Genomic DNA, 12,708 nt, shown 5'->3' with positions numbered 1-12,708 from the left:
CCTCACGACACACGCTCCGCGAGCGCGACGGTCCGAGCCGCCAGGTCGGTGATCTTCTGCTCGCCACCGGGTAGGGACGTCGCGATGCGGCCGTCCAGCGGCGTCACCCACTGCTCGCCGATTCCCTGCACACCACGCAGAGCGCCGACCACGCCGCCGACCGTGGCGGCGGCCGAGTCGGTGTCCCAGCCCGCCGTGACGGCGATGGAGACGCTCGGGCCGAACTCGCCGGCGCCCTTGGCCAGCGCGTAGGCGATCACGGCCGCGTTGCCGAGCACGTGGACCCAGTGCAGGTCACCGTAAGCGGCGTGGAGGCGGTCGAGGCCGGTGCGGAGGTCACCGGACGAAGCAGCCGCGCGGCCGAGGCGCACCGCCTCCGCGAGGCGGCTGCCCGGCGGGATCACCGTGGCCGCGGCATCGAGCACCTCGTCCACCGTGTCGCACACCATCGCCGCCGAGGCCAGCGCCGCGGCCCACATGGCGCCGTAGACGCCGTTGCGGGTGTGGCTCAGGCGGGCGTCGGTCCACGCGAGGCGCGCGGCCGCGCGCAGGTCGCCCGGGGAGACCCAGCCGAACACGTCCGTGCGGATCAGCGCGCCGATCCACTCGCGGAACGGGTTGAGGTGTGTCGCGGTCTCGGGAACCGGGCGGGCGTCGAGGATGTTGCGGTAGGCCGCCCGCTCGGCCGTGAACACCCGGCCGGCCGGGAGGTTGTCGAGCCACAGCTGCGCGACGTCCTCGGTGGTGAACCCGCGCCCGCGCGTCTCGAGCAGGGTGAGCGCGAGCATCGGGTAGTTGAGGTCGTCGTCCTCGGGCATGCCGTGGATGTTCTCCTCGAGCGATGTCGGCGCCGAGCGCTTGTTCCACGGCCACCGCGCCGCGACGTCCGCGGGCAGCCCGACGGCGGTGAACCACTTCTCGAGCGGCCACCGGTCCGTGGCGCGCAGGATCTCCTCGATGCCCTCGCGCGGGATCTTCTCCACCGGCTTGCCCAGCAGGCACCCGGCGGCGCGCCCGGTCCACGCGCCGAGCACCCGCCCGTCGCGCAGGCCCGGCGGCAGGTCCGGCGCCGCCGGCAGCGTGGCGACGATCGCGTCCCACTCGTCCGGCTCGTCGGGCGCCGGCGCGGCCGGGACCGCCGCGAGCTCGCCGAGCAGCGTGCGCGCCAGAGCCCGCAGGGCGGGCGGCGCCGGGTTCGGCCCGGCGCCGCTCACGGCGGGGACGGGGTCGCCGCCCGCCGCCACCCAGCGCATCCGCACGTCCGCGGTGTCGCGACCCTCCACAGAGGACTGGACGAGCTCGTGCGCGAGCAGGTCCTCGGGCTGGGCCCAGGTCAGCCTCACGCCCGCGCCTCCACGGCGAGAGCCCCGTCGAGGCCGTCCAGCGCCTTGACGCGAGCCTGCGCCCGCTCACGGTCGGCCCGCATGATGTCGGCCGCCGCCGAGGCCAGCACGCGGCCGGTCTCGACGATGTCCATGCGACTGGCCTCGCCGATCGGGTCGAGCCACTCCGCCGGCACGACCTCCGCGCCGCCGAGGGCCGCGCAGATCGCCCCGGCCATGGCGGCGATCGAGTCCGCGTCGCGACCGTAGTTCACGGCCGCGAGCACGGCACCGCGGAAGTCGCCGCGGTGCGCGAGCACGAAGGCGAGCGCCGCGGGCAGCTCCTCGATGGACTTGGTCCGCGACGGACGCCGCGCGTCCAGTGACATCTGCCGGTACTCCGGCCCCACGGAGTCGAACGGCGCCACGACTTCCCGCACCTTGCGGGCCAGCGCGCGTTCCTCCTCGTCGGTGACCGGCGCCGCGGTGGTCCCGCCGAAGGCGTCGATCACCGCGCGCAGAGCCACCGCGGTCCCGTCGTGCGCGAGCTCCAGCGCCGCCGCCGTCACGTCGTCGAGCGTCGCGCCCGGGGCGGCCGCGGCCGCGACCAGCGCCGCGAGGACGCCGGCCGCTTCCCGGCCGTAGCTCGACTGGTGCGCGCCCGTGAGGTCGATCGCCTCGGCGTAGGCACCGCGGGGGTCACCCGCGTTGACCACGCCCACCGGCGCGACGTACATCGCCGCACCGCAGTTGACGACGTTGCCCACGCCCGCTTCGCGCGGGTCCACGTGTCCGTAGTGGAGCCGAGTGACGATCCACTTCTCCGCGAGGAACACGCGCTGCAGCAGCAGCGCCGTGGACTCCAGCTCCGGCACCCACTGCGGTTCGCCGATCATCAGCGGCACGAGGTCTTCGGCGACCGCGAACGCGTCGAGGTGTTCGCGGCGCTTCGCGTAGACCTCCACGAGCGCCCGCGTCATGAGGGTGTCGTCGGTGATGTGCCCGTCGCCCTTGTGGTACGGCGCGATGGGACGCGCGTCGCGCCAGTTCGGGTACCACGGGCCCACGATGCCGGTCACGCGGCCGCCGTGGCGTTCCTCGATCTGCTCGGGGGTCCACCCTTCGACGGCCCCGCCGAGGGCGTCACCCACGGCCGCGCCGGTGATCACCGCGACGGCCCGGTCTTCCAGCCAGGTCAAGAGAATCCGCTCCTGTTCTCGTTCAGTTGGTGGTGACGCTCTTCCAGCCGTTCTGCAGCTGGGTCGTCAAGCCGTTGGCGTCGATCTTCTGGGCCAGGAACTGCTGGTACGCCGGGGTGGCGATGGTGTCCTTCCACTGCGGGTACTTGCTGGCGAACAGATACGGCGCCGAAGTGATGTACTGGCCGGAGGCGAGGATCTGGTCCCAGCCGGTCTTGCCGGCGAGCTTCGTGGCCAGCGCCTGGCGCGCGGAGTTGGTGGGCGGGATCAGCGCGTCGGCCTCGTTCATGGCGGCCAGGTTGTCGGTGTTGGTGAAGTAGTCGATGAACTCGGCTGCTTCCTTGACGTGCGCGGAGTCCTTGTTCACCGACAGCGTCTGCGGGCTGGCGGCCTGCGCGGGACCGGCGGGGCCGGCCAGCGGCGGCAGCACGACCCAGTCGAAGCCCTTCGGCGCGTCCTTCGCGATGTTGGCCGCCTGGTAGGAACCCTGCACGGTCATCGCGGTCTGGCCCGCGTAGAACGGCGCCAGCGCCTTCGAACCCGACTGCGTCAGCGTGACCGGGAGGATCGAGTGGTCCTGGTACGCCATCTCGCCGACGAGCTTCGGCAGCGCCGTCTCGCCCTCGCCCACCGTCAGGTTGGCCTGGTCACCGGTGCCCTGGAAGTACTTGCCGCCGAAGCCGGGGGCCAGCGCGACGAACGCCGCCGTCGGGCTCGACAGGCCCCAGCCGAGGCCGTAGGTGCCACCCTTGGTCGTGGCCTTGGAGATCTGGCGCAGCTGGTCCCACGTCATGGTCTTGCCGGTCGGCACGGCGACCCCGGCCTGCTGCAGCAGCTTCTTGTTCGCGAAGACCACATAGGACTGCACCTCGGTCGGGAACGCGACGACCTTGCCGCCGAACGTCACCGAGTCCAGCACGCCCTTCTGGAAGTCGTCGTGCTTGGCCTTCGACAGGTACGGCGTGAGGTCGGCGAGGTAGTCGTCCTCCGCGAACGGCTCGATGCCCGCCGCCTCGTAGTGCACGATGTCCGGCGCGGTGCCGGCGTTGAACTGCGTGATCAACTTGTCGTAGACGCTGTCCCAGCCGGCCTGCACGATCTTGACCTGCACGTCGGGGTGCGCGGTGTTCCAGGCGCCGACGATCTTCTGCGTCTCGGCGATCGCGGCAGGCTGGTCGGACAGGGACTGGAACGTGAGGGTGACGGGGCCACTCGCGTCACCGCTGCCGCTGCCGCACGCGGCGACGAGCAGGGCGGTGACCATCAGACTGGCCGCGGCCAGCAGGCGTCGTGTCTTCATCGACCGACCTTTCGGGGATTTCTGTTGGGGGATCAAGGGTTTCGCGGGGTTCGGGCGGTCAGGGGTCATCCCTTCACAGCCCCGGCCATGAGCCCGCTGGTGAGCTTCCTCCGCAGGATGCTGAAGAAGACGATGCTGGGGATCGCGGCGAGCACGGCCCCGGCGGCGAGCGGCCCGAGGGCGGTTCTGCCCTCGCCGCCCACGAACGTGTTCAAGGTGATGGGCAGCGTGTAGTTCTCGGGCGACTGCAACAACACCAAGGCGAAGAAGAACTCGTTCCACGAAGACACGAAGCTGAACATCGCCGTCGCGACCACGCCGGGGGCCAGCAGCGGGAAGACGATCGTGCGCAGCACGGTGAACCGGCTCGCGCCGTCCATCGCGCCCGCTTCTTCGAGCTCTGTGGGGATCGCGGCCACGTACCCCTGCAGCATCCACAACGCGAACGGCAGCATGTACGTGGTGTGCACGAGCGTGAGCCCGACGAGGTTGTCGGCCAGCCCGAGCGTCCGCAGGATCAGGAACAGCGGCAGGATGATCAGCACCACCGGGAAGACCTGGCTCACCAGGATCCAGCCGACGCCGGCGATGCGGACCTTGCCCTTGAGCCGGGCCAGCACGTAGGAGGCCGGCACGGAGATGATGATCGACAGCACCGTCGAGGCCAGCGCCACGAGCAGGCTGTTCCACGCCGAGTGCAGAAGTCCTTGACGTGTCAGGGCTTCGGTGTAGTTCTCCCAGTGCCACTCCTGCGGCAGCAGGCTGACCGTGAGCGAGTTGAGCTCACCCGAGGACTTCACCGAGGCCGACATCAGCCACAGCAGGGGGAACCCGAGGAACAGGATGTACAGCGCCAGGGCCACGTACTGGGCCGGACGAACGAGCAAGCGCATGGCTCAGCGCCCCTTTTCCGCGCGGTCTTCGGTGCGGAACTGAGACCGCAGGTACACGGCGAGGATCAGCACCACCACGATCACGACGACGAGTCCCATCGCCGCGGCGTAGCCGATCTCGCGGTTCTTGAAGGCTTCCAGGTAGATGAACAGCACCGGGACCATCGTCTTGCCGCCCGGCCCACCGGCGGTGAGCACGTAGACCAGCGAGAACGAGTTGAAGTTCCAGATGAAGTTGAGCGAGGTGATCGACGTGACGATCGGGCGCATCGCCGGCCACGTCACGGCCGTGAACTTCCGCCACGCGCTCGCGCCGTCGACCGCCGCGGCTTCCAGCAGCTCGCCGGGGATCTGCTGCAGCCCGGCCAGGAGCGTCACCGTGGTCTGCGGCATCCCGACCCACACGCCGACGACGATCACCGCCGGCAACGCCGTGGAGAAGTCGCCGAGCCAGTTGATGTCGCTCGGCAGACCGACCGCGCCGAGGAACGCGTTGAGCGGCCCGCCGTTGGCGGAGTAGATCATCTGCCACATGATCGCCACGACCACGGGCGGCATCGCCCACGGCACGAGCGCGAGCACCCGCGTGAGCCCCTGCAGCTTCAGGCCGGAGTTCAGTAGCAGCGCCAGGCCCATCGCCGCCGCGAGCTGCAGCAACGTCACGCCGACGGTCCAGATCATGCCGATCCGCAGCGAGTCCCAGAACAACGCGTTGCCGCCGAGGCGCGCGAAGTTGTCGAGGCCGGCGAAGCTGTAGTCGGGGTGGCGCACGAGCCGGGCGTTGGTGAACGCGAGGAACACGCCGACCACGAGCGGGGCCACGCTCAGCACCAGGATCGGGATCAACGACGGCAGCACCAGCGCGATCGCCTCACGCCGGCGCGTGCGCGCCATTGGCTTCACGCGCTTCTTGGACCGCGGGGCCGGGGGCTGCGCGGTGCCGCGCTTCGGCTCGGTCAGCGACGGGGTCGTCATCGGTCACCTCGCTCGGTCCCGGTCGTCCCGGTGGTCACAGTCGGGTCGGTGGTCCCGGGCGCCGGCCGTTCGCCGGCGGAGGACCGGCCCGCAGCCGGACCTTTTTTCATGGGCACAAGCCGCATGAGTACAAGCCGCACTGTCATCGCTCACCCCGTTCGGTGGCCGTTGTGGTGGATTCGCGCACCACGAGCTCCGCGCCGACCGACACCTGCTGGGCCGGCTGGTCGGGGTCGTCGGCGAGCTGCAGCATCAGGCGGGCCGCGGCGCGCCCGCGTTCGCTCGCGCCGAGGGACACGCTGGTGAGGCTGGGCTGGAAGACGCGGCCGATCTCGGTGTCGTCCATGCCCGTCACGGCGACGTCCTCGGGCACGGACAGGCCCAGCTCCCGCACGGCGCGGATGGCGCCGATGGCGAGCAGGTCGTTGGCCGCGACGAGCGCGTCGAGCTGCGGTGCGCCCTCGGGCACGCGCGCCAGGATCCGGCGGGCGGCCTCGAGGCCGGCGCCGACGGTGAAGTCCTCGGCGGTCTCGCGCTCGATGCGCTCGGCCGCGAGGTCACCGGCGTTGACCGCGGCGTCGAAACCGCGCTGGCGCGAGGCACCCGGCGTGGTGTCGGCCGGACCGTTGAGGAAGCCGATGCGGCGGCGCCCGATGGCGCGCAGGTGGCGCACCGCTTCGCCGATCCCGCCGGCGGAGTCGGTGGACACGGAGCTGATGCCGCGGTCGTCCATCGCGCGCCCGATCACCACGACCGGCACGGGAGCCTGCTGGATCTCGGTGATCAGGCCGTCGTCGGTGCGCAGCGGGCTCACGATCATGCCGTCCACGAAGCCGCTGCCCAGGCTGCGCACCAGCTCGATCGTCGAGTCGGAGGTGTCCCCTGTCGACATGACGACCACCCGGTAGCCGTGGGGCGCGAGCACCTCGTGGATCGCCCGCATCATCTCGACGTAGACCGGGTTGCCGATGTCCGCCACCGCGAACGCGACCTGGAACGTCTTCTTCATCCGCAGCGACCGGCCGATCGCGTCGGCGCTGTACCCGAGCTCCTCGGCGGCGGCCCGGACGCGCTCGACCATCGCCCTGCTCGCGCCCACCCCGTGCAGCGCACGGGAGGTCGAGGCCAGGGACACCCCGGCGCGCTCGGCCACCTGGATCAGCGTGGCCCGTGTTGACGTCATCGTCGCTCAAACCTCGGTAGTGGTCTGTGTCGGCTCACGATTTGGAAACGTTTCCAAGTTCGCGATCCGAGAGTTGGAAACGTTTCCAACGGGATTAATCACGATAGTGCACCCCGCAGAGCCGCCGTGTCAACCAGCGGTACACCACACCGCGACCTCCGAGCCCACACGACAGCCGCGACCTGCGGCTCGGCGGTTTTCCGGGCAACGAAAAAAGGGGGCGGAGACCGCGGTCCCCGCCCCCTTCTCCAACGTCACCGGGAGCCCGAGGGCCCCGCGTCACACTCAGACCAGGTCGTACCGGTCCAGCATCATGACCTTGTCCCACGCGGCCACGAAGTCCTTCACGAACTTCGCCTTGGCGTCGTCCGCGGCGTAGACCTCCGCGACGGCGCGCAGCTCCGAGTTCGACCCGAAGAGCAGGTCGACGCGGCTGCCGGTCCACTTGACCTCGCCGGTGGCGCGGTCGCGGCCCTCGAAGGCCTCGCCGTCCTCCGAGGCCGTCTTCCACTCCACGCCCATGTCGAGCAGGTTGGCGAAGAAGTCGTTGGTCAGCGCGCCCGGCGTCTCGGTGAGCACACCCTGCTTCGACGCCTGGTAGTTGGCGCCCAGCACGCGCAGGCCACCCACGAGCACGGTCATCTCGGGCGCGCTCAGGTCGAGCAGGTTCGCGCGGTCGAGGAGCAGGTACTCGCTCGGCAGGCGGTTGCCCTTGCCGCGGTAGTTGCGGAAGCCGTCGGCCTTCGGCTCGAGCGGCACGAACGACTCGACGTCGGTCTGCTCCGCCGTCGCGTCGGTGCGGCCCGGGGTGAACGGCACGGTGATCTCGACGCCCGCGTCCTTCGCGGCCTTCTCGACAGCAGCCGCCCCGCCCAGCACGATCAGGTCGGCCAGTGAGATCTTCTTGCCACCCGACTGGGCGCCGTTGAAGGCCTCCTGGACACCCTCGAGCGTGGTCAGCACCTGCGCCAGCTCGTCCGGGTTGTTGACCTCCCAGCCGCGCTGCGGCTCGAGGCGCAGGCGGGCACCGTTGGCGCCGCCGCGCTTGTCACCGATGCGGAACGTCGAGGCCGACGCCCACGCGGTGGAGACGAGCTGCGCCACGGTGAGGCCCGAGTCGAGCAGCTTGGCCTTGAGGTCCGCGACGTCGGCGGCGCTGACCAGCTCGTGGTCCACGGCCGGCACGCGGTCCTGCCAGATGAGGGCCTCGTCCGGGACCAGCGCGCCGAGGTAGCGCTGGACCGGACCCATGTCGCGGTGGGTCAGCTTGTACCAGGCGCGGGCGAAGGTGTCCGCGAACTCCTGCGGGTTCTCGTAGAAGCGGCGCGAGATCGGCTCGTAGATCGGGTCGAAGCGCAGCGCGAGGTCCGCGGTCAGCATGCCGGGCGCGCGGTTGAGCTCACCGGTCTCGGGGTCCGGCACGGTGTTCGCGGCCGCGTTGTTCGCCGGCTTCCACTGGTTCGCACCACCGGGGCCGGTTTCGAGCTCCCATTCGTAGGTGAACAGGTTGTGGAAGAACCAGTTGCTCCACTTGGTCGGCGTCGGGGTCCAGGTGATCTCGATGCCGCTGGTGATCGCGTCGCGGCCCTTGCCCGAGCCGAAGCTGTTCTTCCAGCCCAGGCCCTGCTCCTCGAGCGGCGCGCCCTCGGGCTCGGCGCTGACGAACTCGTCGGCGTCGGAGGCACCGTGGGTCTTGCCGAAGGTGTGACCACCGGCGATCAGGGCGACGGTCTCTTCGTCGTTCATCGCCATGCGGCGGAAGGTCTCGCGGATGTCGCGGCCCGAGGCCACCGGGTCCGGGTTCCCGTTCGGGCCTTCGGGGTTGACGTAGATCAGGCCCATCTGCACGGCGGCCAGCGGCGCCTCGAGCTCGCGGTCACCGGTGTAGCGCTCGTCGCCCAGCCAGGTGCGCTCCGGGCCCCAGTACACGTCCTGGTCGGGCTCGTACACGTCGGCGCGGCCACCGGCGAAGCCGAAGGTCTTGAAGCCCATGGTCTCCAGGGCGCGGTTGCCCGTGAAGATCATGAGGTCGGCCCACGAGATCTTCTTGCCGTACTTCTTCTTCACCGGCCACAGCAGACGGCGGGCCTTGTCCAGGTTGCCGTTGTCCGGCCAGCTGTTCAGCGGCGCGAACCGCTGCATGCCGGCGCCCGCGCCGCCGCGGCCGTCTTCGATGCGGTAGGTGCCGGCGCTGTGCCACGCCATGCGGATCATGAAGCCGCCGTAGTGGCCGAAGTCCGCGGGCCACCAGTCCTGCGAGGTGGTCAGGACCGCGTCGACGTCGCGCGCCAGCTCGTCGAGGTCGACGGTCTGGAACTCCTTGCCGTAGTCGAAGTCCTCGTCCATGGGGTTCGCCACGGCCGAGTGCTTCCGGAGGATCGAGAGGTTCAGCTGGTTCGGCCACCAGTCACGGTTGCTGCCGCCCTCGGTGGGGTGCGCGAAGCGCCCCGTGTGGACGGGGCACCCGCCCGCGCTCTCCACGTTCATCTCGCCGACTTCGGCGTTGGGGGTGTCAGACACGGGAATCCTTCCGGGAATCAGTGTGGGTAACGGTGTTGCAGTCGGGGCACAGGCCCCAGTAGATGACCTCGGCCTCGTCAATGACGAAACCGTGGTCGTCGGACGCGGTCAGGCAGGGCGCGGCGCCGACCGCGCAGTCGACATCGGCGATCGCACCGCACGACCGGCACACGACGTGGTGGTGGTTGTCCCCCACCCGTGCCTCGTACCGCGCGACCGAGCCCTCGGGCTCGATCCGCCGCACGAGACCCGCGGAGGTCAGGGCGCCCAGGACGTCGTAGACGGCCTGGTGGGACACCTCGCCGAGATCCGCGCGCACGGCACCGATGAGCGACGCGGTGTCGGCGTGGGGATGATCGTGCACCGCGGACAACACCGCCATCCGAGGACGCGTCACCCGCAGAGCCGCTCCGCGAAGCATGCGCTCGAAGTCCGAAGTCGTTGGCACGCCTGGCAGTGTGCCGCAGCTTCTGGAATCAATCAAGAATGACTCGCCGTCGTGAACCTGCCGGATGACCCGCTCTCACCGTCACACGCTGCGGGGTCGCCGTAAACTTACAGTCACAGAAACTTCTCGCGAACCCCGGGTGAGCGTGCGAGTTTCCGCCCTTGGTGGCCACTCTGGACGCTGGGGCGCCGGAACTCGTGCGGCGCGAAGTCCGTGCCGGTTTCGTACTCGCCGGGCGGTTCAGACGTCCTTCGAGGTGTCCTTCACCGCCGGACGCCGCGGGCGCGCGAAGCTGCCGAGGCCCGACTCCAGCAGCCGGGCGGCGCGGAGCACGTCGGTGGTCACGGCGCCGCGGATCCGTGCCGGCGTGCGACCCGCGTCGACGTGCTTGGCGAGGCTGCCGAACTGCACCCGCCACAGCCCGACGAGCGCCGTCGCGGCGAGCTGCGGCTCCGGGTCGGCGGTGGCCAGGCCCGCGCGCACGGCCAGCAGCTGCGCGGCGCCGTCGGCGAGCTCGTCGAGCAGGTCGCGCTGGTAGGCGGCCAGCGCCGGCGTGGAGCGGACCAGCTCGCCGTAGCGGCGGAACCCCGCTCCCGCAGCGCGGCGGTCGTGCTGGTCGGCGAGCCAGCCGGTGACCGCGGCCAGTTCGCCGGCGAGGATGCGCAGCACGGCCTCGACGGGCGTGCGGGCCGGGTCGCCGAGCTCGGCGCGCAGTGCGGCGAGGGTCGCGTCGGGCCGGTCGAGGATGAGGGATTCCTTGGCCGGGAAGTAGTTGAAGACGGTTTTCTCCGACACGCCACAGGCCTGCGCGACGTCGGCGACGCGCACGGTGTCGAAGCCGCGCGCCAGGAAGAGTTCCGTGGCGGTGTTGACGAGCAGGCGGCGCGTCTCGCGCTTCTTGCGCTCGCGCAGGCCCTCCGCGGGAGCCTCGTCCCGCGGTGTCCGCAACGCCGCCCAGTCGACCCGCCGTCCGCCCACGAAACCGAGAATAGCTTGAGAACACGGCATTTCCCGCGAGTCAGCGGTGCGGCACGCTGCCCCGCACGGCCCACGCCCGCGCGGTGAGGGTGATCGTGCCGTCGGCGGCGATCGGCAGCCGGGCGCGCAGCAGGTCACGCAGGGCCCGGCGGTGGTGTTCGGGCAGCCGCACGGCGTAGGCGGGCGCCGGGCCCTGCCCGCCGAGGAACGGCAGCCAGTAGTCGTCGAAGCCGGCGAACGCGGTGCGCACGCCGACCGCGCGCACCACCACGCCGCCCAGGCCCGCGTCCGTCCACAGTCGACTCAGCGGATCCGGTCGGCACAACGGAAAGCGGCGGCCTTCGTCGAGGTCCGCGACCACCGGGTCGAGCTCGGCCGCGGCGTCCCAGAACCAGCGCATCAGCTCCATGCCCTCGGCGTAGTCCCACACGTACGCGGCCACCACTCCCCCGGGCTTCACGGCCCGGACCCACTCGGCGACCGCCCGGTGCGGGTCGGGCACGAAGTTGAGCGCCAGCCCGCTCACGGCGGCGTCGAACGCGTCGCCGGCCACGGGCAGCGCCTGCGCGTCGCCGACCACGAAGCTCGCCCGCCGGTCGGCGGCCAGGCGGCGGGCGTGGGCCACGAACGGAGCGGCCTGGTCGACGCCGAGGACACCGGCGGGATCGGCCGTGGCCAGCACCGCCGACGTCAGCGCGCCGGTGCCGCAGCCGACGTCGAGCCAGCGCGCCCCGGGCGGCACGACCGTGCCGTCGAGGAAGGCCGCGGCGACGCGGCGGCTCCACCGGCCGACGTACCGCTCGTAGGCCTCGCCCGACGACCAGTCGCTCATCGTCCGAACCTACGCCGCCGGCCGGGCACCCGCGCCCGGGCGAGCCGCGTGCCACGGCCCGCCCGGGTCGGCCGGGCTCAGGTGAGGTTCACGCACGCCCGGCCGAGCAGCACGTCGACCAGCGTGTGGGGGCCGCACGCGAACTGGAGGTGGAAGTCGGGAACGGTGGGGTTGACGGGGTTGTAGATGGCGGGCGCCGGAGTGATCGAGCCGCAGTAGCCACCACCCGCGAGGTCGGCGCTGCGGCCGTCGGCGCTGAGTGTGGCGCCGCCCTGCGGGACGAACCCGCCGACGACCCACGCGGCGGCCAGCACGAAGGCCGTGCCGGCGAGGTCGACCCGGCCGACACCACTGGCCGCGTGGTCACACGACCCGGCCACCGCGTAAGGCATGGACTCGATGACGAAGGGCCCCGGCTGCACGGCCGATCCGGTGCTGGTGGCGAACGTGACGTCGTTGATGTCGACCAGCAGGGTCGCCGGGTCGATCCGCACCCGGGTGGACGTGGTGCGGACATTCGTGCCCTGTGTCACGCCACCGACTGTGTATTGCGAGAAGTTGGGGGCGGTGAGCGTGATGTATTCCCGCGGCGTCCCGGCCATGTCGTGACAATAGACGGGAACGAGGTGGGATCCGGTGTTCAGCACATAGTTCCCGTCGCCCGCGATCGGCAGCAGGGCGCGGATCGCGGCACAACTGCTCGTGCCGGCAGCCACCGGCGGTTGAGCCACAGGCCGCGCCGACGCAGGAGTCACAGCAAGCCCGGTGAGGACCAGAACTGCAACCGCGACAACAATTCTTCGGAACATGAAACCTCATTCCCTCGAGGAGGTGGCTGAATGATTAGACGGCGAAAAATCGAATCGGGCGATAGACCATGCGGGTCACTCGCGAAGAGGCCGAGCCACCACCGAAAGCGAATTACGACATTCGAGAACCGGACTGACGCGTTCGGAGGCAATTCACCGGAACCACGCGGCGAAATACTCGCGAATGAGCACTCAGCCCAGGTGCACCGGAACGGGCCGCGGAAAATTTCACCTCGCACGGATGACGGG

General features: G+C 70.9%; 11 protein-coding genes. All 11 read right to left on the bottom strand.

Translation table 11 applies throughout. The annotated features are described in order from the left end of the window. Positions 1–2: 2 nt before the first annotated feature. Positions 3–1,343: an ADP-ribosylglycohydrolase family protein gene (locus tag AB0H62_RS22045; protein WP_360587792.1), complete on the bottom strand. Its 1,341-nt coding sequence runs from the start codon at positions 1,341–1,343 to the stop codon at positions 3–5. Further along, on the bottom strand, positions 1,340–2,521 hold the full coding sequence (locus tag AB0H62_RS22040) for an ADP-ribosylglycohydrolase family protein (RefSeq protein ID WP_360587790.1): 1,182 nt from the start codon (positions 2,519–2,521) through the stop codon (positions 1,340–1,342). Before AB0H62_RS22040 ends, AB0H62_RS22045 begins: the two co-directional genes overlap by 4 nt. Before the next feature lie 22 nt (positions 2,522–2,543). Then, positions 2,544–3,821 (bottom strand): sugar ABC transporter substrate-binding protein, encoded by a 1,278-nt coding sequence (locus AB0H62_RS22035; protein WP_360587788.1) that lies wholly within the window; start codon positions 3,819–3,821, stop codon positions 2,544–2,546. A gap of 65 nt (positions 3,822–3,886) precedes the next feature. Next, entirely contained in the window at positions 3,887–4,714 is an 828-nt protein-coding gene (locus tag AB0H62_RS22030) for a carbohydrate ABC transporter permease (RefSeq protein ID WP_220239394.1), read from the bottom strand. 3 nt (positions 4,715–4,717) lie between these two features. Next, positions 4,718–5,689 carry a sugar ABC transporter permease gene (locus tag AB0H62_RS22025; protein WP_220239393.1) on the bottom strand — a complete coding sequence of 324 codons (972 nt, stop codon included), beginning with the start codon at positions 5,687–5,689 and terminating at the stop codon, positions 4,718–4,720. Positions 5,690–5,831: 142 nt separating this feature from the next. Then, a complete protein-coding gene (locus AB0H62_RS22020) occupies positions 5,832–6,872 on the bottom strand; it encodes a LacI family DNA-binding transcriptional regulator (RefSeq protein ID WP_220239392.1) in 1,041 nt (346 codons plus the stop codon). Positions 6,873–7,157: 285 nt separating this feature from the next. After that, positions 7,158–9,392, bottom strand: coding sequence for a catalase/peroxidase HPI (katG, locus tag AB0H62_RS22015; RefSeq protein WP_220239391.1), 2,235 nt, complete (start codon positions 9,390–9,392; stop codon positions 7,158–7,160). After that, positions 9,385–9,840 (bottom strand): Fur family transcriptional regulator, encoded by a 456-nt coding sequence (locus AB0H62_RS22010; RefSeq protein WP_220239390.1) that lies wholly within the window; start codon positions 9,838–9,840, stop codon positions 9,385–9,387. The genes katG and AB0H62_RS22010 overlap by 8 nt, the downstream gene beginning before the upstream one ends. 240 nt (positions 9,841–10,080) lie before the next feature. Further along, a complete protein-coding gene (locus AB0H62_RS22005) occupies positions 10,081–10,818 on the bottom strand; it encodes a TetR family transcriptional regulator (protein WP_360587784.1) in 738 nt (245 codons plus the stop codon). A 40-nt stretch (positions 10,819–10,858) separates the two neighbouring features. Then, positions 10,859–11,650, bottom strand: coding sequence for a class I SAM-dependent methyltransferase (locus tag AB0H62_RS22000; protein WP_354874521.1), 792 nt, complete (start codon positions 11,648–11,650; stop codon positions 10,859–10,861). 77 nt (positions 11,651–11,727) lie between these two features. Beyond that, positions 11,728–12,459 (bottom strand): GON domain-containing protein, encoded by a 732-nt coding sequence (locus AB0H62_RS21995; protein WP_360587782.1) that lies wholly within the window; start codon positions 12,457–12,459, stop codon positions 11,728–11,730. Between the last annotated feature and the right edge of the window lie 249 nt (positions 12,460–12,708).

Source organism: Amycolatopsis sp. NPDC050768, assembly GCF_040654155.1.
Lineage (GTDB): Bacteria > Actinomycetota > Actinomycetes > Mycobacteriales > Pseudonocardiaceae > Amycolatopsis.
This window is presented reverse-complemented; position numbering and strand designations above follow the sequence as displayed.